Genomic DNA, 25,027 nt, shown 5'->3' on the forward strand with positions numbered 1-25,027 from the left:
TAAAAGCATAGCCATACATGAAATACCACCTTCTTATTCTTGTTTGTTTTTTTAATTCATTTTTGTATTCTCAATCTAAACAGAGTACAGATAGCGTTTCCTATTATAACAAATTAGCCAACTCGAATCTAACTGAGAAAAAATATAATCAAGCGGTTTTTTTTACTAAAAAATCAATCGATTTTTGCGAGACAGCTAATAAACCAGAAAGCTTAGCCAATCAAACTTTTAAGCTCGGAAAAATCTACTACAATCAGCAACGATACGAAGAAGCTTTAAAAAACTTCCACAAAAGTGTTTCTTTATTTGATAAACTAAAACCAACCTGTACCAAAATTTTGGCTTTACATTATATTGGCGTCACAAATACTGCAAAAGGAAACTACGAAATTGCCAATATCTATTACAAAAAAGCAGATGATCTTTTAAAAGAGCTAAAACTTGTTGACCATGCTGAAGTTTTAGATTATCAAAAAGCAATGGCATTAAAAGCCAGCAAGAATTTGCCAATGGCAGCAGAGACTTTCAAAAAAATAATACAAAAACCCGATAATCCTAAAATTCTAAAAACCAAAACAGATTCATATTATCAGCTTGGCTTAATTGAGACAAAGCTTAAACGAAACGATTCTGCGTTAGTTTACTTTGACAACGCATTAGATTACAGCAAAAAAAGCAATAATTTAATTCAGAAATCAAAGATCATTCTCGGGATAAGTCAGTATTACAAAAAAAACAGAAACTTTGATCTCGCCTACTCTTATCTTGATGAACATTATCAAATTGAAAATTATATTGTAAAACTTAAAAATGCCAAACTTGATCTAAATGAGTTTGAAAAATTCAAAAAAAACCAATCCTTAAATAATACGCTTAAACGCGAAAGCGACGAAAAAATTCAACTAAAAACATATCGTTATTCTAAGCTGGTCAGTATTCTGGCTATTGCCTTAATTTCGATTTTGTCTCTTTTGAGTCTAGCATTATACAAAAACAATATTATCCGAAATCAGAATAATTTACTTTTAAGAGAAAAAAATAAGGAATTAATTCTAGCTAAAAATAAAGCCGAAAAAGCATCAAAAGCAAGATCTGAATTTTTATCTACAGTGAGTCATGAACTCCGGACGCCGCTAAATGCGATTAACGGAATTACGCATTTATTATTAGAAGACAATCCTAAAAAAAATCAATTAAAGTATTTAGAATCTCTAAAATTTTCAGGAAATTACTTGACTACTTTTATCAATGAAATTCTCGAAATCAATAAAATAGATTCTACTAAAGTTGAAGTAGATCACATCAGTTTTAATCTAAAAGAGCTTTTATTTAATATTCAAAGTTCTCTAAAAGAATTAGCTGCAGCGAATAAAAACTACTTTAATTTAGAAATAGACGAATCAATACCAGATAATTTAATTGGCGACCCAACCAAATTATCTCAGATCATACTGAATTTAATAAACAATGCTTTAAAATTTACGCAAAACGGACATGTAAATGTAATTGCAAAATTATATGCCTCAGAAGAAGAGAATGCAACTATTTATTTTGAAATTGTAGATACAGGAATTGGAATTCCAGAAGATAAACTGCAAACCGTTTTCGAAAGTTTCTCACAAGGCTCTATCGAAGTAAATCGAAAATATGGCGGCACCGGCTTAGGACTTACCATTGTAAAAAAATTAATCGAACTTTTAGGCGGTGAAATAAAACTGAAAAGTGAAGTCGGCAAAGGATCTACTTTTACTTTTAAATTGAATTTCAAAATTAACAGAGAGCCTTTAGAAATTATTGAAGAAGCAAAACCTTATAGCGACAAACAGTTAAAACACAAATCGATTTTACTGATTGAAGACAACAAAATTAATCAAATGATTACGCGAAAAATGCTTGAAAACAAAGCTATTTTATGCGATATTATTGATAATGGCGAAGAAGCAGTTGAAATCTTAAAAGTAAAACGTTTCGATATGATTCTAATGGATGTTCATTTACCTGGAATCAACGGAACTACTGCTACCAAATTAATAAGAGAGTTTGACAAATCAACACCAATTATTGCTTTAACGGCAATTTCGCTTGACGAAAACAGAGATATGCTTTTGTCTTTCGGAATGAATGATGTGATTACAAAACCCTTTGTTCCGGACGAGTTTTACAGCATAATTGCAAAGTTTTTTGATTAACTTAGAAACTAAGTTTCTAAGTTTGTTTTTATGTATTCTAAAATTGTCGCATCAAAATTTTGCTGATGGTTGATGAATGTACTTTTTATTGGAAGATAGTACAATTGCAACGCCAATTTAGAATCTTTTAAACGTACATAATCTTTCTCTGTTGTAATAATTCTTTTATTTCCAGCTTTACTTTCTATTTCTTCTAAATCTGAATCGGAGAAATTATGATGATCCGGAAAAGTCAGACATATATCATTGTCATTTTTTAAATAATCAAAAAACGGACTTGGTTTTGCAATTCCGGCCAAAAGTAATTTTGGTTCAGATTTAATTTCGTTTACGGCAATTTTTTCATTTCCTCCATAAATAAAATCATCGTAATCGATAAAAGTAAAATAGATTTGTTGCGAGCAAGTCAGTTTCAATTTCAAACGAATTTCTGCTTGTTCTGTTTCAGATAACTGTTTTGGACATTTTGTTATAACAATAATGTTAGCTCTGTTCGCTCCGCTTCTGCTTTCGCGAAGATTTCCTGTTGGCAGCATAAAATCATCTGCATATAAATCTCCGTACGAACTCAATAAAATATAAAACCCCGCTTTTACTTTTCGGTGTTGATAAGCGTCATCTAATAAAATTAATTGAGGTTTTTCTGTTTGCGAAAGTAATTGTGTAATTCCGTTTCTTCTGTCTGCATCGACAGCAACGTAAATATTTGGAAATTTTTGATAAAATTGAAAAGGTTCATCGCCCAAAATTTCAGCATCTGAAGTTGCACTTCCCAAAACAAAACCCTCAGATTTTCTTTTGTAACCACGGCTTAAAGTTGCCACTTTATATTTATCGGACAATAAACGAATCAGATATTCAATTTGAGGAGTTTTACCGGTTCCGCCAACGCTCAAGTTACCAACAGCAATTACCGGAAGATCAAATGAAGTCGATTTTAAAATTCCTTTATCAAAAAGAAAATTCCTGATTGAAGTAATAAAACCATATAAAATAGAGAACGGGAAAAGTATTTTTCGAAGTATTTTCATAGAATTATTTATCAGAATAATGTCCCATTGCAGAAATTACAAAAACAGTAACAATATCCTCCTCTACTTTATATATTATTCTGTCTTTAGAATTTATTTCTCTCGACCAAAACCCACTAAGTCCGTGTTTTAATGCTTCTGGTTTTCCAACACCTTCATAGGGTGTTTCACTAAGTTCATCTAGTATTTGAGTGATCTTTTTAATACTTGCCTGATTACCTGCTTTAAAGTGTTTTTTTAAATGTGACTCTGCTAATTTTTCTATTTTAAGCCTAAACTTCCCCATACATCTTTTGGATCAACTTCTGTATAATCACCTCTTTTCGCTGATTCTAATACCATTTTCACAAACTCAGGATTATAGGAATCTTCTTTTTTTAGTTTTTTTGAATCTGTTTCTACAATCTCTACACCATCAGTACCTTTAGTGAATGCCTCAGACAAAAGCGCCATAAAGGCTTTTCCTGCCTTGGTTCGTTCGTTAATTTTTATTGTTACTGTAGTCATACTAACTAATTTTTAAATACAAATATACAAAAACAACCACATTACCAAGGAACAATTAACAATTGATAACAGTGTTCTCAAGTAATAATTGACTATCATATAACAATATTTTCGTTAATTTGTTTTAAAATTTCAAGACATAACAACTTGAAAACTGAAATGAAAAGTAAAAATGAAAATCAAAGATATATTAGCAGTTCTTGAAGAAATGGCTCCTTTGGCTTACGCCGAAGATTTTGACAATGTTGGCCTTTTAGTCGGAAATTCTGAAACGGAAAGCACCGGAGTTTTAGTTTGCCACGATGCCTTAGAAAATGTTATCGACGAAGCTATCGCTAAAAATTGCAATCTGGTGGTTTGCTTCCATCCTATTTTATTCTCTGGAATTAAAAAAATAACAGGCAAAAATTATGTAGAACGCGCCATTCTAAAAGCAATTAAAAATGACATTGCCATTTATGCAGTTCATACCGCTTTGGATAATCATTCGGCCGGAGTGAATAAAATTTTCTGTGATGCTTTAGGTTTAATTAACACAAAAGTTTTGATTCCGAAACAGAATTTCATTCAAAAACTAGTCACTTATACTACTCCGGATAATGCTGACAAAGTTCGAAATGCTATGTTTCAGGCAGGTGCAGGAACTATTGGCAATTATGACGATTGCAGTTTTAATACCGAAGGCTTTTTTACTTTTAAAGGCAACGAAGACAGCAATCCTGTAATTGGCGAAAGAGGAAAATTGCACACTGGAACCGAAATAAAAATTGAGGTTATTTTTGAAAAACATTTACAATCTAAAATTCTAAAAGCACTTTTTGCCCATCATATTTATGAAGAAGTGGCTTATGAAGTTTATGATTTACAAAACTCACATCAAAATATTGGTTTGGGAATGATTGGCGAATTTGAAACGGAAATGGATGAAAAAGATTTTCTCACTTTCGTGAAGGATAAAATGGTCGCCAATGGAATTCGTCATTCTGCCTTTCTTGGAAAAAAAATAAAGAAAGTTGCCGTTTTGGGAGGTTCAGGAAGTTTTGCCATTAAAAATGCAATTCAGGCTGGAGCCGATGCTTTTTTGACCGCCGATTTGAAATACCATCAGTTCTATGAGGCTGAAAATCGACTACTTTTGGCCGATATTGGTCATTTTGAGAGCGAACGGTATACAAAAAACTATATTGTTGATTATCTTCGAAAAAAAATCCTTAATTTTGCCATCATTTTATCAGAAGAAAATACAAATCCAGTTAAGTACTTATAGAATATGGCGAATACGAAAGAATTAAGTGTTGAGGACAAGTTAAGAGCAATATACGATTTACAGCTTATTGACTCTAGAATTGACGAAATCAGAAACGTGAGAGGTGAACTTCCTTTAGAAGTGGAAGATTTAGAAGATGAAGTTGCAGGTTTAAGCACGCGTTCAGAGAAACTGAAAAGTGAACTTGAGGTTATTGAAGATCTTATCAAATCGAAAAAAAATGCGATTGATGAGCACAAAGAGGTTATCAAAAAATACACAAAACAACAAGAATCAGTTCGTAATAACAGAGAATTTAATTCTTTGACAAAAGAGGTTGAATTTCAGGAATTAGAAATTCAATTGGCTGAAAAGCAAATCAAAGAAATGAAAGCTTCTATCGAGCATAAAAAAGAAGTTATTTCTAATTTAAAAGAAAAACTTGACGCTAAAAGTTCGCATTTAAAACATAAAAAATCTGAACTTGATGCTATTATGGCTGAAACTCAAAAAGAAGAAATCTTCTTGTCTGAGAAATCTGCTGAGTTTTCAGGTCAAATTGAAGAAAGATTATTAGCTGCTTACAACAGAATCAGAAACAGTGTTCGTAATGGTTTAGCTGTAGTTTCTATCGAAAGAGGAGCTTCTGCAGGATCATTCTTTACAATTCCACCACAAACTCAAGTAGAGATTGCTTCTAGAAAGAAAATCATTACTGATGAGCACTCTGGAAGAATTTTAGTTGACAGCGCATTAGCTGAAGAAGAAAAAGAAAAAATGGAGCAATTGTTCTCTAAATTCTAAATAAACATTGTCCCGATTTAATCGGGACTTTTTTTTTGGCCTTATTTTTTCAGTAAGTTTAAAATCATATTTTTTACCTTTAGAAAAAATTTAAGTTTTGGGAATTAAAAAAGGAATTCGTTTTATTACATTAAAATCGGTCGGACAATATATCAACTTCTTAAGTTACGTTCGTCCGCAAAAAGCTGTAGCACTTTCTTACGCGCTTTTTAGTCAACCCAGAATTGGAAGACTGCAAAAAGAAAAACTGCCGAAAATTTTAAAGAATACCGAAACCGAAATATTTCATCATAACGAACATCATTTTCAGACTTATATCTGGAAAGGAAATGAAACCAAAATTCTGCTTGTTCACGGCTGGGAAAGCAACGCTTCTCGCTGGAAAAAAACGTTGCCACATCTTCAAAAATCAGGAAGCACTATTATTGCTATTGATGCTCCAGCACACGGGCAAAGCAGCGGAAAAGAATTTAATGTGCCGCTTTATGCAGAATTTATTAATAAAGCTGTAGAGAAATATAAACCAGAAATTATTATTGGACATTCTATTGGCGGTGCGGCCTGTGTTTACCATCAATATTTATTTCCGAATACCAGCATCAATAAAATGGTAATTCTTGGAGCGCCATCCGATCTGAAAACGCTGATTGATAATTATATTTCAATGCTGAGTTTGAATACCAAAATGTTTTCTCTTTTAGAAAGTAAATTCAGTGATCGATTTAATTTTAAAATAGAAGATTTCTCCGGACAAAAATTTGCATCAGAATTTAATATTCCGGGGTTAATAGTTCATGACACAACTGATACTATTGTGGCTTTTGAAGAAGGAAAAAAAATAGCCAGCAACTGGAAAAACAGTCAATTTATCGAAACCAAAGGCTTAGGCCACGGAATGCACGATGATGAATTGTATGAGAAAGTGATTGCGTTTTTGTTTGCTGAAGGTTAGGTTTTTATACTAGCCATTACGTTTTTGTCTTGTGTTAGTTTTGTCATCCTGAGGAACGAAGGATCACACTCGTCCTCGACAAATATTGGCGAAATACTGTACGGAGCTTCTAGTGTGATCCTTCGTTCCTCAGGATGACAAGATTGCGGAAAAATCTAAAATTCTAAAAGTCTAACTATCTAAGAAGTCTAACAATCTAAGAAGTCTAAGTTGTCTAAATTATTTAAACAACAATTTTAAAGTGTCTCAATAATTCCTTTTCGCCTTTTGCCGTGACAATAATTGCTCTAGAATTTTTGGTTTTTCTGAGCCAGTCTTCACTTATCATTTTATTCAAAAGCAACGCTCCTACCGAACCGGCAAGATGATTTCTTCTTTCGCTCCAATCCAGGCAAGGTTTCAGGAATATTCTTTTTTGTTTTTGAGCTTCTTCTAAATTAATTCCGAAATTAGAAAACCATTTTTCTCCTTCAAAACTAATTTCAAAAGCATTATTTTTTTCTACAATTATTTTTTGTTCCAATAAACTGTCGGTTAAAGCAACTCCAATTTTTCCTGCTAGATGATCGTAACAGGTTCTGCAGAATTTTATTGGAGGATAATTTTCAGTTTTGTTTTCTACTGAAACTTTTGGCTTCGGAACTAAACTTGCCATGGCTTCGAGCGCGTAGGCGACTTCTTTATTTGAAAATCTATAATATTTATGACGGCCTTGTTTTTCTACACACAGCAAATCGGCATCCAGAAGTTTTCCCAGATGCATGCTTATATTTTGCGGAGATGTATTTGCAGAAACAGCTAATTCTGTTGCAGTAAAAGCTCTTCCGTCGAGCAGAGTCCATAAAATTAAAGCGCGCGTTGGGTCGCCAATTAACGACGCTGTTTTTATAAATTGATCTTCCATCACGATATTCATAGTTAAGTGCAGAATGAAGTATTGCTTTGTAAAGTTAAATAACTTTGTTAAAAAACAACTCGATATGCCTTCTACTTTATTTCTTCAGTCTGACGTTACTGACCCTTATTCGATATATAAAACGATGCTGGAAAAGCATCCTGCTTATTGGGATGAAGCAGCTAAAATTTGGGCTATTTATTCTTATGAAGATTGTGTTTCGATTTTAAAAAATACGAAAGTGGCAATTCCGATTGTGAATTCAGATAATGAGCAAAGATTAAATAAATATGCTTTAGATATTTTGACTCATTTGACTCGATTATCAAATGGAGTTCAGCATGAAGTTGCAAGAGAAGTTGCAATGCAGTTGTTCTCAAACATGAAATCTATAAATATCAATTCAATCATTTTTCAATTAATAGAAAATGATTTGGTTGAAGAGAAAATTGATTGGGTAAATTCGGTTTGCAAAAAATTGCCGGTTCTTACTGTTTTAAACAGTTTTGGTTTTGAAGAGAAGGATTGTGATTTTATTTCGGAAAACATAGAATCTTTCTCTAAAATTATGCTTCCGAAAAAGACAGGAGAACAAGTAAAAGCGATTAATGAAATCTCAGAAAAAATATTTTTAATCGTTGAAAAGCAACTTTCTTCTTTAAGCTTTTATGAATCTTTATTGAAAAAAATATCCGAATCAAATTCTCTTTCGCCTGACGAAATCAAAACAATTTGCGTTAGTAATTTAATCGGTTTGTTTGTTCAGAGTTTTGATGCCGGCCGGGGGATTTTAAGCAATTCTTTATTGCAGCTTCTTAGTCATAAAACTTTTTCGAATAAAATTGAAGTACAAAAATCAATTATAGAAACATTGCGATTTGATCCGCCGATTCATAATACCAGAAGAATTGCTAGTGAAGATTTCCTCATCGGCGAAAGCCTGATTAAAAAAAATGATTCCATTTTAATTGTACTTGCCTCTGCAAATCGTGATTCTAAAAAGTTTGAAAATGCATTTGATTTTGATATTGAAAGAAACAATAATATTGAAAATTTAACTTTTGGAACTGGCGGTCATATGTGTGTGGCAAAACATTTCTCGATTCATTTAGCGACAGAAGCTTTGTGGTTTTTATTTGATCAATATAAAACGATAAAACTTCTAGCAAACAAAATTCAATACGAACCAATGATTAACGCCAGATTACCGAAAACAATCTGGATTTCATTATATAAAAAACAATAATATGATAGCTGTAATTTTTGAAGTTATTCCGAATCAAGGAAAAAAAGAAGAATATCTGGATATCGCGGCAAGTTTGCGTCCGGAATTAGATCATATCGAAGGATTTATTTCGATCGAACGTTTTCAGAGTTTTAGTGATCCTGAAAAAGTTTTGTCTTTGTCTTTTTGGAAAGATGAAGCCAGTATTCAGCAATGGCGAAACTTAGAAATGCACCGACATGCGCAGGAAAAAGGCCGAAATGAAATTTTTAAAGAGTATCATTTGAGAATTGCTCATGTTGTTCGCGATTACGGAATGTTTGATCGGAAAGAAACTCCAAAGGATAGTTTTAGTTTTCATGATGAGTAAAGGTTCAAAGTTGCTTAGGTTCAGAGGGACAAAGGATTTTTCTCTCAGGTTCTGAGTTTCTGCCAAAAATTAAAATCTAAAATCTAAAATCTAATAATCTAAGAAGTCTAAAAATCTAACAATCCAATAATCTAACAATCTAAGAAGTCTAAAAATCTAATATCTAAGAAGTCTAAATTTTACCTACTTTTGCAGTATGGAAGAGAATTTAAAACGTCTGAATAAATTTATTGGAGAAACCGGCTATTGTTCTCGTCGTGAAGCTGATAAATTAATTGAGGAAGGACGCGTAACGATAAATGGTGTTGTACCTGAAATGGGAACGAAAGTTTCTACGGATGATGAAGTACGCATAGACGGGAAATTGATTGTGGAAAAGCACGAAAAATTGGTTTATCTGGCTTTTAATAAACCGGTTGGAATTGAATGCACAACAAACTTAGAAGTTCGAAATAATATTGTTGATTATATTAATTACCCAAAACGTATTTTTCCGATTGGAAGATTGGATAAAGCCAGTGAAGGATTGATTTTTATGACTAACGACGGTGATATCGTAAATAAGATTTTACGCGCCAGAAACAATCACGAAAAAGAATATACTGTTACGGTAAACAGGCCTATTACCGATCGTTTTATAGAGCGAATGGGAAATGGTGTTCCGATTTTGGATACGGTTACCCGAAAATGTAAAGTAGAACAAATCAGCAAATACACTTTCAAAATCATTTTGACGCAAGGTTTAAATCGTCAGATTCGTAGAATGTGCGAATATTTAGGTTATGATGTAACAGCTTTGAAACGTATCCGAATTATTAATATTTCTTTGGATATTCCGGTAGGACGTTACCGTGATTTGACCGATGATGAAATTAAAGAATTAAACCATTTAATTGAACCTTCGAGCAAAACAGAAGAAGCAAGTTTGCCAAAAGCGGAAGCTCCAAAACGAAGAACAGAATTTATTTCGAAACATGATCCCCGATTTAAGAAAAAAGGAGATTATTAAATATCAAAATCCCATCAGCTAACTGATGGGATTTTTTTATGATTATTATTTACTATTCAAAAAATCATAATACAAAGCTTTTGACAAAAAGGTCGCATTTTGATAATGATCAATCATTTCTTCTCTCTGAATTTCATCAGGTCCCCCGTATAAATTATTCTTCGTGAAATATTCCCGGCGTGCATCATCATTAAAATTCAAATTAGTCAAGAATACAGGTTCTACACATTTATTTGTCGCGATATTATAATTTGTAATCAGATTTCCCCAGTTTACAAAACTGCATAATAATACTGTTCCGTAAAAATACCACAACATTTGATTTACTAAGTAAGCGTTTGTTTTTTGTTTTGTAATTTTTATAAAAACAAAAACTAAGCCTATAATTGCTAGAATCAAAAATGCATAAACACCTAATCGTTTATAAGTTAATCCGAAAACTGAAATGTATTCTGAATTTTTAAGCATTGCACTTACGATTAAAAGTCCATTTAAGACGATCCAGATTTTTGCTAACTTTTTAAGCCAAACTGCTTTATTATCAAAATTGAAACCACCTTTAAAATAAAACATGATTACCCCAACCGCCATAATAATTGAAAAGATTACTGAGTTTACTCTTTCATGAGTATCTGCGCTTAGGTTTGCTTTTTCGATTACTTCAAAAAACTGTTCGTAATTATAAGTTACGAGAAAAACTAAAAGCATTAAATTCAACAATACTAAGGTGATTTCACCGCTTTTTCTTTCAAAATCAATATCTAGAAACGAAAATGTATTTTGATTCTTGATTTCAGTACTATTATTGAAATCATTGTCTAGAAGTTCATTTTTTTCATAGCAAACTTCTGGCACCCAATAGTTCCAGAAACTGAAAGAAATATAGAAACCCAAAATGGCAATTAGAATCAAATTTACAATGTCAATATCTAAAGTATAATCTGTAAATAAAGAAGAAAAATGTGTACTTCCGAAAGAATATACTATAAAAAACAACCCAAGAAAAATAGCTGGAATAACAAAAAACGCTATAAATTTTTTAGCAGAATTATTTTGAATTTTCTTCTCAGGAATCCATTGCTGAAACATAAAAACTCGGCCTAGAGAAGTAAGTCCGTTTAAAAATACGAGCGGAAAAATTTGTACTATTTTAAGCTTAACATCTTGTGTTTTAAACTGTAAAAAAAGAACAGACATTGCCAATGCTAAAAAAGAAGGAAAATCTCCGTACCAAGCAAAAGCCAGACAAGACAAAACCGATGTTACCACTAAGATCAAATGTGATCTTTCAGAAAACCGATCTTGAAAAAAATAACAAATAAAACCTGTTAACACTAGTGCAAAAATAGACAAATTAACGCCTGGCTCTTCTTTGTAAAAAAGCAGTATAAAGATCAAACTGCATGCTAAAATAATGTGATGTTTTTTCATGATTATTAAATTAAAAGTACTTTGTTTTTCAAAGTAATTAGACAAAAAATTTTGGTTATTAGGATTTCATTAATTTTTCAAGGTAAGACAAGTGTTCTTTGAAGGCTAAACGGCCTCGATCAGTTACTCTATAGGATGTTCTTGGTTTTTTACCCACAAATTCCTTTTTCACTTCTATATATTCAGATTTTTCAAGTGCAGAGGAATGACTTGCTAAATTACCATCAGTAATATCTAGAAGAGTTTTCATTTCGGTAAAATCAACCCACTCATTCACCATCAGAATGGACATAATCCCCAATCTGACACGGCTTTCAAAATCTTTATTTAATTTATCAATAATACCCATTGGTTTATTTATATTTTTTGAACATCACTAGTCCGTACAAGATATGCAAAATACCAAATCCAATTATCCAAAAAATCAAACCATATCCAATATAAAAAAGAGAAATAAGTCCTAAAAACAATTGACAGTAACCCAAATATTTGATGTCAGAAAAAGTATATTTCTCAGCATTTATAACTGCTAAACCATAAAAGATTAAAGTAGCTGGTGCAACTAAACCATAATATTGATGGTACAAAAGCGACAAACAGAATACACCTCCAACAAAAAGAGGAATGGCTAAATTAAAAAGCATTTTTTTTGTAGCCGATGTCCAAATAGGCAAATTGTATTTTCTGCTTTTTCTGATGGTAAAAGCAACTCCAAAAATAAAAGCAAAAGCTAAAATGACAACTCCAGTTATAAACAATTCTGATACTAAGCTAGCAGGAATTACAATTTGGTCTTCACCTAAATATTCGATTCCGTTTACTTTAAATAATTGATAGACATACAGTCCGCCAATTAAAGCAGAAAGTCCGGCAAAAACTCCTGAGAGTCCGCTTAAGGATATAAATCTTGAAGAGCGCTCCATCATGGAACGAATATGTGCTAAATCTTCTTGGTGCTTCTGATTCATAAATAAAGTACTTTGTAATGCAAAGTTATGTTTTATTTTGAATTGGCAAATAAAAAATGCATTTATTTTTGATGCTGAAAATAGAGCTGCAAAATTTTGTTCCGAAGTTTTGGAATTGCAGGAACATAGCGGTTTAGAACTGCTGCTTGCGTGAGGCATAGGAGCTTGCTACCGAAGTAGCGCGGATAGCCCGACCTTTTCCCGACAAGAGGGCGAATAACCGCAAAGTATGTTTGCCCTCTTGTCGGGATAAGGTCACGCCCAATATATAAAACAACAAAGCTCATTCTATTGAACGAGCTTGTTGTTTATTTGTCTACTAATTAGTTAAAACCATCTTCTGCGCTTAAATAAAAATACGCCGAAAGCAGATAATATTACCGATACAAAAAGGAGAATCCAGATTCCATATTTACTTTCTTCAAGACCGTTTGGCACGTTCATTCCGTATAAACTGGCGATTAAGGTTGGAATCATCAGAATTATAGAGATTGAAGTCATTTGCTTCATGATATTATTCATGTTGTTTGATATTACAGAGGCGTAGGCATCCATCATTCCGGTTAGGATATTGCTGTAAATGTTGGCTGTATCCTGAGCCTGACTTAATTCGATTTCGACGTCTTCGAGCAAATCTAAGTCATAATCTGCTTTATGCGCTTTTAGATTTTTTATGCGTTGAAACAAAACATCATTTGCTTTTAGAGAAGTAATGAAGAAGACCAAACATTTTTCGATTTGAAGCAATGCCTGCAACTCTTCGTTTTTAATTGATTTTTCTAAATTATCTTCGGCTAATTTTATTTTCTGATTGACTTGCTTTAGATATTTTAAATACCAAACGCTTGATGACAAAAGCAATCTTAATACCCAATCTAAATTATCTTTAACCTGAATATTTTTGCGTCGTGAATACAACATAAAATCATGTATGATTTCTGTTTTGTAAAAAGTGATTGTTACGCAAATATCACCTTTAAAAATCACACCTAGCGGAATAGTCTGGAAAGGAAGTTTTATGTCGTTGCTTTTTACGGGAACGCGCATAATGATCAAAGTCCAGCCGTCTTCGATTTCTATACGGGGTCTTTCATCGATATCTTCAATATCATTGTAAAAAGCTTCGGGAATCTGAAGTTCTTCGAGTAAATATTTTTTTTCTGTTTCTGATGGATCTTCAATGTTAATCCAGCAGTTTGGAATCCATTGTGGTATTTCTAGTAATCCGTTGTTGTTTGTGTAAAAGACTTTCATTTCAAAATACAGGGTGTTATCGCAGCATTTTGAAATTTTCAAAAGCTGCTTTTAATTAAATACTAACGAATAATAATCGTCCATTTGGAGAAGTGTTTTTTAAGTGGTGCAAAAGTATCTTTTATTTTTTAGAACCAAAACTTTAAACTATTAATTAAATATTAAAACAAGAAAGCCTACTCTTGCGAATAGGCTTTGTTTGTATAATTGAAAACAAATTATTTGTTTTTTGCGCTTCTCATTTTGCGTGCTAAAAGTGTGTTTTTAAGCAACATTGCAATTGTCATTGGTCCTACTCCACCAGGAACTGGCGTAATGAACGATGCTTTTTTGCTTACTCCGTCAAAATCAACGTCACCTTTTATAACGTATCCTTTTGGGTTTGATGCGTCATCTACACGTGTAATTCCAACATCAATAACCGTTACACCGTCTTTTACCATATCAGCTTTTAAGAATTCAGGAACTCCTAAAGCGGTAATAATGATATCTGCATTTTTAGTGAATTCTGCTAAGTTTTTAGTACGGCTATGAGTCAAAGTTACTGTAGAATCTCCCGGATTTCCTTTACGACTCATCAATATACTCATTGGGCGTCCTACGATGTGGCTTCTTCCAATTACAACGGTATGTTTTCCTGCAGTTTCTACTTTGTAACGCTCTAACAATTCCATAATTCCGAACGGTGTTGCCGGAATAAAGCTTTCCATTTCAAGCGCCATTCTTCCAAAGTTTGTTGGGTGGAATCCGTCAACATCTTTATCTGGATCGATTGCCAATAAGATTTTTTGCTCGTCGATGTGTTTTGGCAAAGGCAACTGCACGATATATCCATCAAGGTTATCATCTTCGTTTAGTTCTTTAATTTTTGCAAGAAGCTCTTCTTCGGTAATTTCCTCTGGTAAACTTACTAAAGTTGAATCGAAGCCAATTTGCTGACAAGATTTTACTTTACTTCCTACGTAAGTTAAACTTGCTCCATTTGTTCCCACAATAACGGCTGCTAAATGAGGCACTTTTCCTCCAGCGTCTTTTATAGATTGAACTTCGGCTGCAATTTCGTTTTTAATGTCTTCAGATGTTTTTTTACCGTCTAGTAGTTGCATTGTGTTTTGTTATTTTTGTTTCAGGTTTAAAGTTTCAGGTTAAAAGAAACTTACTATTTATTATAATGAAAAAAGTTTCAAATTTCAGTCTCAAAACCTGAAACCTGAAACTTGAAACTTTTAATTTATTATCTCGGCATTCCGCCTGGCATTCCTTTCATGCCTCCCATCATTTTCATCAGATTTTTTCCGCCTGGCCCCTGCATCATTTTCATCATCTTGCTCATTTGGTCAAACTGCTTCATCAACTGATTTACTTGCTCGATTTTGGTTCCGGAACCTTTTGCGATTCTGGCTTTCCTCTTTACATCGATAATGGCAGGTTTGCTTCTTTCGATTGGCGTCATCGAGTGGATAATCGCTTCGATATGTTTAAAAGCATCATCTTCGATCTCTACATCTTTCATGGCTTTTGAAGCTCCTGGTATCATTCCTACCAAGTCTTTCATATTACCCATTTTCTTTACTTGCTGGATTTGCGTTAAGAAATCATCAAAACCAAATTCGTTTTTAGCGATTTTCTTTTGAAGTTTTCTTGCTTCTTCTTCATCAAATTGTTCTTGAGCTCTTTCTACAAGCGACACAACGTCACCCATACCTAAGATACGCTCAGCCATACGATCTGGATAGAAAACATCAATTGCTTCCATCTTCTCGCCTGTACCCACAAATTTGATTGGTTTGTTTACAACCGATTTAATTGAGATTGCAGCTCCACCACGAGTATCACCGTCTAATTTCGTTAAGATAACTCCATCAAAATTCAAGATATCGTTGAATGCTTTTGCTGTGTTTACAGCATCTTGTCCTGTCATGGCATCCACAACGAACAATGTTTCCTGTGGCTGAATTGCTTTGTGAACACGTGCAATTTCATCCATCATTTCTTGATCTACTGCCAAACGACCAGCTGTATCGACAATTACAACATTAAAGCCGTTTGCTTTTGCATGTTTAATTGCATTTTGAGCAATTTCAACAGGATTTTTATTTTCAGGCTCTGAGTAAACCTCAACACCAATTTGATCTCCCACAACATGCAACTGGTTAATCGCCGCAGGACGGTATATATCACACGCTACAAGAAGTGGTTTTTTATTTTTCTTTGTCTTTAAAAAGTTGGCTAACTTTCCTGAGAAAGTAGTTTTACCAGAACCTTGCAATCCTGACATTAAAATAACTGAAGGATTTCCAGAAAGATTAATTCCTGCAACATCACCACCCATTAATTCTGTCAGTTCATCTTTTACCAACTTCACCAATAATTGTCCTGGCTGAAGCGTTGTTAAAACGTCTTGACCAATTGCTTTTTCTTTTACTTTTGTTGTAAAATCTTTTGCAATTTTAAAGTTAACGTCGGCATCTAGTAAGGCACGACGAACTTCTTTTAAGGTGTCGGCAACGTTTACTTCTGTAATTTTACCGTGTCCTTTTAATATATGGAACGCTTTATCTAACTTATCACTTAAATTATCAAACATACTATTTTCTTTATTTGAAGTGCAAAGATAATCTAATTAGATATTTCAGGCAATTTATTTTTAAGGTTCATAGCCACAAAGACACAAAGGCGCAAAGTTTTTCTTTTAAAGATTTAATTAAGATAAAAATCTCGCAAAGACGCTGAGGTGTAACGTTATTTTTGCACGAATTGCACTAATTTCCCGAATTATTTTTCTCTCTCGCAGATTTAGAAGATTGTAATGATTTCTATTTAAAAAAAATCTGCCGAATCTGCGTGAAACAAAAAAAAGCGCAAAGAATAAAACCTTTGCGCCTTTGTGCCTTTGAGGCTATGAACCTTTGTACTTTTAAAATTAAAACTGAAAGTAAATAAAAGGCTGTGAACCAGCTACGGCTGTTGCGTAAACAATCCAATACACAAAACCTAATATTACTGCTTTTAATAATAATGGTGTATGATCAAAAACCCATTTCATTTTGTTTGTAACCACTTCTGGCAAGAAATGCCAAACGTATCCAAACAACATTAATAAAAATACATTTTTATACCCTAATACAATTACTTGCCATTGTTCTGGTTCGAAAGTTAACTGGCCAATATTATTGATGACTTGCAAGGCAGTATCGAAATCTCTGGCGCGGAAAAAGATCCAACAGAAAACTACAAAATGGAATGTGATTACGATTGAAAAGAATCTCCATAAAAAATTCGGTCCTTTGCCTTCTTTTTTGGAAGGAAAGAATTCTGTAAATATTTTATGAACTGCCAATGCTAATCCGTGTAATGCTCCCCAAACAATAAATTGCGCTCCTGCACCGTGCCACAAACCGCCTAAAAGCATTGTTGTGAATAAATTGAAATTGGTTACCAAAGTCTGTTTTCTTTTATTCGAAAGTAAAAATGATAAACAGAAAATTCCAATTCCGCCAACTGCTATTATCAACGGAATTACACTTGTATTATAACTCGTGATTCCCCACAATAATAATCCGAAGAAGAATAAACTCGGGAATAAAAATCCAGCAAATGAGCCTTCTCTATTTCCTCCGATAGAAATATATAAGAAATCTTTCAGCCAAGTTGATAATGAAATATGCCATCTTCTCCAGAAATCGGTAATCGAAGTCGATTTATAAGGCGTTCTAAAGTTGGCCGGCAATTTAAATCCAAGCAATAAAGCGATTCCGATTGCCATATCTGAATATCCTGAAAAGTCACAATAAATTTGAATAGCGTATCCATAAGAAGCCATTAAATTTTCAAATGAAGTGTAATTCATCGGCGTATCAAAAACACGATCGACGAAGTTTATGGAGATATAATTCGAGATTACTGTTTTTTTAATTAATCCGCCAATAATCAAAAACAAAGCGTTGTTTACATCTTGCCTCGTTAAGTTTAATTTTTGATAAATCTGAGGAAGGAAATCTTTTGCGCGAACGATTGGCCCTGCAACCAGCTGTGGGAAAAATGAAACGAAAAACAAATATTCAATATAGTTTTTTGTCGGCTTAATTTCTTCTCTATAAATTTCAATAATATAACTCATCGACTGAAACGTATAAAAGGAAATTCCCACAGGAAGAAAAATATCATGAAGCTTATAATTGCCTTGAAACATATCATTGAACGTCACAATCATGAAGTTCATGTATTTAAAATATCCCAGCAATCCTAAATTCAGAATTACACTTATTACGAGATATATTTTCTTTCGGCTGTCTTTTGCTTCTTTGTAAATAATTTGGCTCAGCCCATAATCTACAACTGACGAAAGAAGCAATAACAAAAAGTAAATCCCGCTAGACTTATAGTAAAAGAAAAGCGAAAACAGAATAACATACGTTAATCTCAAATAAAATGTCTTGCGTAAAAAGGCGTACACAAAATAAAAAACCAAAAACAATCCTAAAAATAAACCTGTATTAAATAATAATTTTTCTTCTGGATTGTATATAAACCAACTTTTAGCTTGTTCTAAGGTAACTGTACCGAAATTTTGAACAAACCAATTATTAATGCTATCAATTGTAATCAACTTACTTTCTTAATTTAAAATTATCGTATGCTTTTAAAAACGCCTCTGTAAACAAATTTCCTTGTTTCTCGTATCCTTTTTTAGAATAATGAACCCAATCTGGACCAATTAATTTTTCGGTCTTTAGATTTTGAATACCATTCATGCCTCCAAATTCATCGTATAAATCCCAAACTGCAAAACCATCTGTTTCGGCGATTTCAATAATACTTTTTGCATAATCCTGAACATATATATTAGGTTTTCTAGCTTTAAGCAAAGAAGGCGGCGGAGTCATAACAATTATAGAAATATTGCCATTTTGTTCTTTGATATTTTTTATAAACTGACGCAGTTGCTTGATATATCCTGAAGCTTCCATATGATCATAACTTTCATTTGTCCCTAACGAAAAAACAAACAAGTCCGGATGTAAAGCTTTTAACTGCTCAAAAAACAATGGATATTTATTATAATCTGAAAACTTAGCGCCGTTTACGCCAATGCCGCTATAGGTTACTCCTGAAGCATCTCTTTCTAAAACAATTCCGTTAAGTTCGTATTTTGACGCATTTTTATTCGGAATCAAATAAATTTTATCTAATGGTTTTTCAGATTTATAATAATGTGAAAATGAATCAGATTCTAAATTTAAGGGAACAAATTCTGAACTTTTAAAATTTCTAGGTTTTGTTTCGTTTGTTGGAATCTTTAATGTTCTTCCTGCACGAATATTATCTGATTTTAATTGATTTGCTCTTTTAATTTCAGCCACAGAGATATTGTATTTATCCGCAATTGTCGAAATTACCTCTCCCTTTTTTATTTTATGTGTAACTACTTTTCGCTCCGTTCCTTGAATAATATTTGTTTGAGATGATATTGCCAGATCAAACATGTTTTGGTTTTGAGGCGTAATAATATGAATTGAGTTAAACTTATACGCAGCATCTTTTATGTTCATTTGCACTGCAAAACCAGCATCATCTCTCCATAGTCCAATACCGCTTAAACCAACTGGATTATTTTTTGTTGGATAAATATTACGATAGCTTTGCCAAGTTTTGTTAGAAGAGAATCGTTCATTATAAGACCCATTTGTTTTAGCAAGCTGATACGGAAAAACTAAACCTCGACCTGCATTTCCAAATTTCTTCTGTAGATTCTTTCTAATTTCATTGGTCATTAAATCCCCTTGAATATGAGAATCTCCAATATGCACAATTTTTATTTTCTGATTGCTTTGACTTTCATTTTCCTGCAATTTCTTAAAAACATTTTCTAATACTTTTGCATTGTAAATGTGATTTCCAGCATAAGGCTCAATCGCTGCACTTTCGATTTTACTGCTCATATTTTTAGTTGTTGGAAGTGAGACTGAATTTGGCGTTTTGTGGTTTGCTGAGAAAAAAAGACAGCAAAAGAAAATAATAAGTTTATTCATTTACAGTATCATTTTTTACAGAAACAGAGTCTGTGTTTATTTTTCGCGCTGCCCGCTGTTTAGTTGAAGCAACTTCTCGTTTTTCACGTAATTTCTTATATTCTTCGTATCCTTTATTTAATTGATCGTATACTAATTTGCCTATTGCCTTTGCACCACGCTGATTAAAATGCGTATAATCCTTATTTGCTCTTGCCGGCGTTTCATCAACCCATTTTACCATCGAACCGTCGCCACCCATTAAAGTGTATAAATTTACAAATCCAGATTCTGTGTCCAGAGCGTATTTTTTTTGCGCTTTCATTAAGGGTACAACAGCCGAATCACTTTTCATTTCTAAATCATATTTGGTCGATTTGTCTGCCGTAGAAATAATCAAAATAGAAACTCCCGGAAAAGATTCTTTTATCTTGTCTACCGCTTTTGTCATTCCTCTTTCGTACCAAGAATAATTTTTGGTTCCGTAATTTAATACATTTGTTCCATAGTGCAAGATAATCAAATCATACTTCAGACTGTTATTAAAACTCTGCATTACATTCGCATTAAACATCGAAATTGGCAATCCTGAATTTCCTCTTTGAGAGAAGTTATCGACATGAACCCCTTTTCCGTTATCAAAATTAAATCCGTAAATCGGAATTGAGTCCGCATTTACGAAATTAGCTTTAAACGCTTTTAAACTTCCTGAACTTACTTTTAAGGTATTGATCAAATTATTCGGAACAAGATTTTTATGAATAGTATCTTTTCCAATAATAAAATTTACTTTTCCTTTTTTAGATGCTCTTCCATAAAATAAAGTCGGATTATCTAAAGTCGCAACATTTTTAGCAGTTCCCGCTTCATATTGCACCCAAGTGGTGTTTTTTATATCATTGGCAAAAAATACATGTCCGTTTACACCAAAAGGGCTTATTGGTTTTTTTACATTTAAATACGACTGTGTTTTCCAGTTTTTAGAATAAACTGATTTTATAGAACCTCTAGACGCCGCAGATTCTGATGTTATCGAGACAAAACCAACTCCGTTTCCGCCAAAACGTTCTTGATAGTTAGAACGGACGTCCTGCACAATCAAATCGCCATCGGTCATAGAATCACCGTAATAAGCAATTCTAACATGAGATTCTGGATTTTTTTCTAATTGATATAATTTTTCATAGAAAGAAATCAGGTATTGATATCCTTTATAATTATCAAAAGTTTCAGCTGGAAATTCGATGCCTTCAGTGGCATCAAAAGTGATTTTCTCTTTTCCTTGAGCATCGTCAATAGCATCAATGCTATCCGTTGTTTCATTTAAGGAATCCTTTGCTACGGCCTCCAAAAGCAAGCTGTCTATGAGCACATTTTTTGAATTCATTTTACTTTCCGAAAAAATTTTATCCGGCAAGATTTGTTTAAAGCCAATGAAAGCAATGAATGCCAATGCTACAATTGCAAAAGACTGAAAAAAATAAGATTTTGTATTCACTTGTAATTTTAAATTTGAAGAAAGGATTTACAAAAATTAAAATGCAAATTCCTACTAATTCCTTATAAAAAAAATATGTGCAAAGATAGAATTAAACATTAATTAATGATTCTTTTTAACAATAAACTAAAACAAAAAAAGAGATTAGACGAATCTAACCTCTTTATCAAAAAAAATAAAAAAAAACAAAGCTAATGATTCACTAAAATTTAATGCGATACGATTATATAACAGTGATTACTAAGTTTAAAAACTAAATCAATTGTTACAAAATAATCAAAAATAAAACCTGCATTATATTAAAATCAGTATAAAACAATTTTTAATTTTTATAATTTTTATATCTTAAAAATTTAGTTCAAGATAGCATATTCTAAAGTTGGGTAACCTCTTAGTCCTGCGTCATTTGTCATAGCAAGGAATTTAACTTTATAGTAATTTCCAGCAGCATCTTTTACAATATAAAAACGATCTGTTCTAACACTTGGCAAAGTAGTTGGTCCACCACCGCTTCTCCAGTTAGCTCCAATGATTCTTTGGTCTGCAGCAGAAGCTGTAAAGTTAGCTTCAATAACTTTAGCTTTTGTAAAATCCGCATAAGTTACTCCATCAGCAACTAAAACTTGGTAAGCTTGTGTTCCTCCTTTTAAGTTTGTAGTAATGAAATCAGAATATCCATAAGTAACATCTTGACCACCTGAAGCTAAATAGTTAGTAAAAACTGTAAAGTTTAGATCCCATTTTGCTTTTTCTGGCTCAACCGCAACAGTATTTCCTGATGTTAAGCTAAAGAAAGAAAAATTAAAAGCAGCGTCTTTTGAAATTGTTTTTTCTGAAAAAGTTGCAGAAGTTAAATCAGCATATTGAATTTTATATCCATTTCCGCTTCTTAAAATTCTAACTTTTTTCCATCCTCTTGCATCTCCATCAACACTTACTGAACCAACAGCAGGTGTAGTTGCAGAAACTTTAAATCCAAGATTTACTAAATAAACTTTGTTATCTGCATCTGTAGCTGAAATTTCTGCAATTGCAGTTCCAATTCCTGCTCCAGCTCCAGCTAAAACACCTGTTGGATTATCAACAAAACCGTTTGAAGCTGCAGTAGTCCCACCACCAACTGCTACATTTGTATCGCTTTCTTGAGGTAAAGTAATATCTGAAGTAGCTGATTTTTTAACGGCCATTTTAAGAGAACCATTAATAACTACTCTAAAATCTGAACCTGTAGAAAATCCGAAATCCCAAGATTCTCTGTTTACAGCTTTAGATTCTGTAGAACTTAAATCAAGGTAAACCTGATTAGGCTGATTTGGACCACCTACTGTAGGCTGTATAGTTGCTCCAACAGTTGGGATTTCAACTGGAGTATCGTCGTCACTTGAACATGATACTAGAGACAATAACGCGATTGATAAAAATAATAACTTTTTCATTGTATTCTGTTTTTATATTAAAGATTAAGGTTATATGCTAATTTTAAGAAGTAAGAACGACCGTAAGCAAGCATTACCTCGCCTGTTCCTGCATGACCTGCTGCACTGCCTGTTCCGGTTTGCAGTACATTCGTTACATCAAGAATATTTCTAGCACCAAGTGTTACTTCGAAATGATCTTTGAAGAAATTTTGCCTAATAGAGGCATCAAGCCAATTACTTGGCGAAACTTCAGACAGTATATAAGAAGATGCTCCTTCTATAAATTGCTGTGTTTTTCCGTTGTATTTATAATATCCTGAAACAATCGTTTTCCATTTTGGAATTGTATATGAAAAGCTTGCATTTAAATTAAATGAATACAGAAACCTATCATCTGAAGTAAAAACTTGATTTTTTATTTCTTGAGAAATTCCAATAAGTGCAGCCCCAAAATTGAATGTCAGATTATCTTTTTTCAATTGATTCATCGTAGAAAAATTCCACATTCTATATTTGCTGATATTGACATATTGATATTCCGGATTTCCAGTGTCCGGATTAAATCGAATTAATGCCATACCAATTCTGTCATCGACATTTAAATAACTCCCTGCCAGTGTATTTGAAAGCTGTAAACCGGAGCCAGACAAAGTTGATTTTTTAAGGCTCGCTTCATAAGAAGTACTGGTTTCAGGAATTAGATTTTCATTTCCTGTAAAAAAGTGTCCATCAAAAATTTGTTTCGAATATAATTCATCAAAAGTTGGAGTTCTAAAAGAATTGCCGTAAGAACCGCGAAGTTCAATTCCTTTATCAAATAAATATCTTAATCCTAAAGATGATGCGTATTGATTTGTAAATTGAGATTGAGCAGAAAATCTTAATCCTGGTCGAACAGAAAATCTTTCTGTAGCCATAATTTCAGACGAAGCAAAGAAATCATAATTTTCAAGTGTCTTGCGAACAGGAGTCAGAATATTGTTTGCTTCCTGAACCAATGAATATCCTTTGTTATTAACAAACTCATATCCTAACTGAAGATCAATTGTTTTGTCTGAGAAAAAGTTATTCACAGTACCTGTAGAATAAAGAACCTCCATAGACTGATCTTTTACAGTAACATTATTTGCTTCCGTTTTTGTCGCCAAATAATATCTAAAATCCTCTACATTACGTTCTTGTTTTTGATGTGAAAGCGAAACATTATAATTCAATTGCGAAAACATTTTTCCGGTCGCATTTAAATTATGAAAATATCTGTTTGTCAAATATCTTTTATCGCTTGCATAACGGTATGATCCTAGTGTGCTATTAAAACCAGATTGCACTGTACTATTGTAATAATCAACATTTTCATCTAAGAATTCAAACTTATAGAAAATTCTGAAATTATTTTTTTGATACGCTATTAATGCTGTTCCGTTCAATTGGTCTTTTGGCAGCCATCTATAACCGCGGGTTCCGTCATTTTCGCTGTAATTAACTCCATTTTTGTCGCTTAGAAATCCTTGAAAATCGTTACGATTAGCGCCAACTGAAACAAACCAGTTTTTATTGAATGTATGAGAAACCTTTAAAGACTGAATATGACGGCCTTCCTCAAAAATAGAATATTCATTATTGACAGTTTCCTCTTGAACTGAGGCTGTAATTTCCCATTTGTATTTTGAAGATTTCTTTGTAATAATATTTAAAACTCCACTTACCGCGTTTGCTCCATAACTTACACCCATCGAACCTTCAACAATCTCAATGTGATCAACATCATTTAGATTAATTTGAGATAAATCTATATTATTGCCCAAACCGGCTTCATTAATTAAGGGTACATTATCAACCAAAATTTTAAAATATTGTGCATCTAAACCAAATAAAGAAACTGTTGAACGTCCACTTGTTCCGCTTGGACTAACAGTTATGTTTAAATATTGATTTAAAACATCTGCCAAATTATTAGCCGCTAAATTTTGAATATCATTATTTGAAATAATACGAACATTAAATACAGATTTTTTAATCGATTGAGGCTCAAACTGACCGGTTATAACAACCTCGGAAAGTTTATTTACAGCAGTTGAATCCTTTTCTTGACCAAAGAAAATTTGACAAAAAAGGAACGCTGCAAAAAGAGTAATTTTAATTTTCATTATTTTTATTCAGTCTTAATAATGACGCAAATATAACAACTATTTTTATTTGTTCTAAATAAAATTTATATA

At 32.8% G+C, this 25,027-nt stretch carries 22 protein-coding genes; 7 read left to right on the forward strand and 15 right to left on the reverse strand.

Annotated elements, in window-relative coordinates; genetic code table 11:
- Nucleotides 1-17: 17 nt before the first annotated feature.
- Nucleotides 18-2,189 (forward strand): ATP-binding protein, encoded by a 2,172-nt coding sequence (locus IR010_RS09625; protein ID WP_194603324.1) that lies wholly within the window; start codon nucleotides 18-20, stop codon nucleotides 2,187-2,189.
- An 8-nt stretch (nucleotides 2,190-2,197) separates the two neighbouring features.
- On the opposite strand, the gene lpxK is transcribed toward IR010_RS09625, so the two are convergent.
- Genes lpxK through IR010_RS09640 form a run of 3 tightly spaced genes read right to left on the reverse strand, consistent with a single transcriptional unit; the run spans nucleotide 2,198 to nucleotide 3,727 of the window.
- Nucleotides 2,198-3,220: a tetraacyldisaccharide 4'-kinase gene (gene lpxK / locus IR010_RS09630; RefSeq protein WP_194603327.1), complete on the reverse strand. Its 1,023-nt coding sequence runs from the start codon at nucleotides 3,218-3,220 to the stop codon at nucleotides 2,198-2,200.
- 4 nt (nucleotides 3,221-3,224) lie between these two features.
- The gene (locus IR010_RS09635) at nucleotides 3,225-3,506 is read right to left on the reverse strand and encodes a Txe/YoeB family addiction module toxin (protein WP_194603329.1); all 282 of its coding nucleotides are present in this window, start codon (nucleotides 3,504-3,506) and stop codon (nucleotides 3,225-3,227) included.
- Entirely contained in the window at nucleotides 3,482-3,727 is a 246-nt protein-coding gene (locus IR010_RS09640) for a DUF2683 family protein (protein WP_029272205.1), read from the reverse strand. The genes IR010_RS09635 and IR010_RS09640 overlap by 25 nt, the downstream gene beginning before the upstream one ends.
- 172 nt (nucleotides 3,728-3,899) lie before the next feature.
- On the opposite strand from IR010_RS09640, the gene IR010_RS09645 reads away from it, so the two are divergent.
- The 3 genes from IR010_RS09645 (at nucleotide 3,900) to IR010_RS09655 (ending at nucleotide 6,729) form a co-directional block, all read left to right on the forward strand.
- A complete protein-coding gene (locus tag IR010_RS09645) occupies nucleotides 3,900-4,994 on the forward strand; it encodes a Nif3-like dinuclear metal center hexameric protein (RefSeq protein ID WP_194603333.1) in 1,095 nt (364 codons plus the stop codon).
- 3 nt (nucleotides 4,995-4,997) lie between these two features.
- Nucleotides 4,998-5,777: a zinc ribbon domain-containing protein gene (locus tag IR010_RS09650; RefSeq protein ID WP_029272203.1), complete on the forward strand. Its 780-nt coding sequence runs from the start codon at nucleotides 4,998-5,000 to the stop codon at nucleotides 5,775-5,777.
- Nucleotides 5,778-5,874: 97 nt separating this feature from the next.
- On the forward strand, nucleotides 5,875-6,729 hold the full coding sequence (locus tag IR010_RS09655) for an alpha/beta fold hydrolase (protein ID WP_194603336.1): 855 nt from the start codon (nucleotides 5,875-5,877) through the stop codon (nucleotides 6,727-6,729).
- Between the two features lie 223 nt (nucleotides 6,730-6,952).
- Here the strand turns inward: IR010_RS09655 and IR010_RS09660 are convergent, their stop codons facing one another.
- Complete coding sequence (locus tag IR010_RS09660; RefSeq protein ID WP_228515134.1) at nucleotides 6,953-7,645, reverse strand: ArsR/SmtB family transcription factor; 693 nt, start codon at nucleotides 7,643-7,645, stop codon at nucleotides 6,953-6,955.
- Between the two features lie 64 nt (nucleotides 7,646-7,709).
- Between IR010_RS09660 and IR010_RS09665 the strand changes: the two genes are divergently transcribed.
- The 3 genes from IR010_RS09665 (at nucleotide 7,710) to rluF (ending at nucleotide 10,228) form a co-directional block, all read left to right on the forward strand.
- Nucleotides 7,710-8,870 (forward strand): cytochrome P450, encoded by a 1,161-nt coding sequence (locus tag IR010_RS09665; RefSeq protein WP_194603339.1) that lies wholly within the window; start codon nucleotides 7,710-7,712, stop codon nucleotides 8,868-8,870.
- Nucleotide 8,871: 1 nt separating this feature from the next.
- On the forward strand, nucleotides 8,872-9,219 hold the full coding sequence (locus IR010_RS09670; RefSeq protein ID WP_194568541.1) for an antibiotic biosynthesis monooxygenase family protein: 348 nt from the start codon (nucleotides 8,872-8,874) through the stop codon (nucleotides 9,217-9,219).
- 196 nt (nucleotides 9,220-9,415) lie between these two features.
- Complete coding sequence (rluF, locus tag IR010_RS09675) at nucleotides 9,416-10,228, forward strand: 23S rRNA pseudouridine(2604) synthase RluF (RefSeq protein ID WP_194603342.1); 813 nt, start codon at nucleotides 9,416-9,418, stop codon at nucleotides 10,226-10,228.
- Nucleotides 10,229-10,273: 45 nt separating this feature from the next.
- On the opposite strand, the gene IR010_RS09680 is transcribed toward rluF, so the two are convergent.
- The 11 genes from IR010_RS09680 to IR010_RS09730 all read right to left on the reverse strand — a co-directional run bounded on the left by IR010_RS09680 (nucleotide 10,274) and on the right by IR010_RS09730 (nucleotide 24,955).
- A complete protein-coding gene (locus tag IR010_RS09680; protein ID WP_194603345.1) occupies nucleotides 10,274-11,659 on the reverse strand; it encodes a DUF4173 domain-containing protein in 1,386 nt (461 codons plus the stop codon).
- Between the two features lie 58 nt (nucleotides 11,660-11,717).
- A complete protein-coding gene (locus IR010_RS09685) occupies nucleotides 11,718-12,008 on the reverse strand; it encodes a winged helix-turn-helix domain-containing protein (RefSeq protein ID WP_029272196.1) in 291 nt (96 codons plus the stop codon).
- Nucleotides 12,009-12,012: 4 nt separating this feature from the next.
- A complete protein-coding gene (locus IR010_RS09690) occupies nucleotides 12,013-12,627 on the reverse strand; it encodes a hypothetical protein (protein ID WP_029272195.1) in 615 nt (204 codons plus the stop codon).
- 327 nt (nucleotides 12,628-12,954) lie between these two features.
- Complete coding sequence (locus tag IR010_RS09695; RefSeq protein WP_194568551.1) at nucleotides 12,955-13,881, reverse strand: magnesium transporter CorA family protein; 927 nt, start codon at nucleotides 13,879-13,881, stop codon at nucleotides 12,955-12,957.
- A gap of 218 nt (nucleotides 13,882-14,099) precedes the next feature.
- On the reverse strand, nucleotides 14,100-14,987 hold the full coding sequence (locus tag IR010_RS09700; protein ID WP_029272192.1) for a bifunctional 5,10-methylenetetrahydrofolate dehydrogenase/5,10-methenyltetrahydrofolate cyclohydrolase: 888 nt from the start codon (nucleotides 14,985-14,987) through the stop codon (nucleotides 14,100-14,102).
- Nucleotides 14,988-15,115: 128 nt separating this feature from the next.
- Nucleotides 15,116-16,468, reverse strand: coding sequence for a signal recognition particle protein (ffh, locus tag IR010_RS09705; RefSeq protein ID WP_194568553.1), 1,353 nt, complete (start codon nucleotides 16,466-16,468; stop codon nucleotides 15,116-15,118).
- A 336-nt stretch (nucleotides 16,469-16,804) separates the two neighbouring features.
- On the reverse strand, nucleotides 16,805-18,490 hold the full coding sequence (locus IR010_RS09710; RefSeq protein WP_194568555.1) for an MBOAT family O-acyltransferase: 1,686 nt from the start codon (nucleotides 18,488-18,490) through the stop codon (nucleotides 16,805-16,807).
- Between the two features lies 1 nt (nucleotide 18,491).
- Nucleotides 18,492-19,823 carry a LysM peptidoglycan-binding domain-containing protein gene (locus tag IR010_RS09715; protein ID WP_228515135.1) on the reverse strand — a complete coding sequence of 444 codons (1,332 nt, stop codon included), beginning with the start codon at nucleotides 19,821-19,823 and terminating at the stop codon, nucleotides 18,492-18,494.
- Between the two features lie 82 nt (nucleotides 19,824-19,905).
- Nucleotides 19,906-21,390: an SGNH/GDSL hydrolase family protein gene (locus IR010_RS09720; protein ID WP_194568559.1), complete on the reverse strand. Its 1,485-nt coding sequence runs from the start codon at nucleotides 21,388-21,390 to the stop codon at nucleotides 19,906-19,908.
- Nucleotides 21,391-21,743: 353 nt separating this feature from the next.
- Nucleotides 21,744-22,826: an HmuY family protein gene (locus tag IR010_RS09725; RefSeq protein WP_194603351.1), complete on the reverse strand. Its 1,083-nt coding sequence runs from the start codon at nucleotides 22,824-22,826 to the stop codon at nucleotides 21,744-21,746.
- 17 nt (nucleotides 22,827-22,843) lie between these two features.
- On the reverse strand, nucleotides 22,844-24,955 hold the full coding sequence (locus IR010_RS09730; protein WP_194603355.1) for a TonB-dependent receptor plug domain-containing protein: 2,112 nt from the start codon (nucleotides 24,953-24,955) through the stop codon (nucleotides 22,844-22,846).
- Nucleotides 24,956-25,027: the final 72 nt, after the last annotated feature.

The sequence above is a fragment of the Flavobacterium sp. MR2016-29 genome, from assembly GCF_015350695.1.
Taxonomy (GTDB): Bacteria; Bacteroidota; Bacteroidia; order Flavobacteriales; family Flavobacteriaceae; genus Flavobacterium.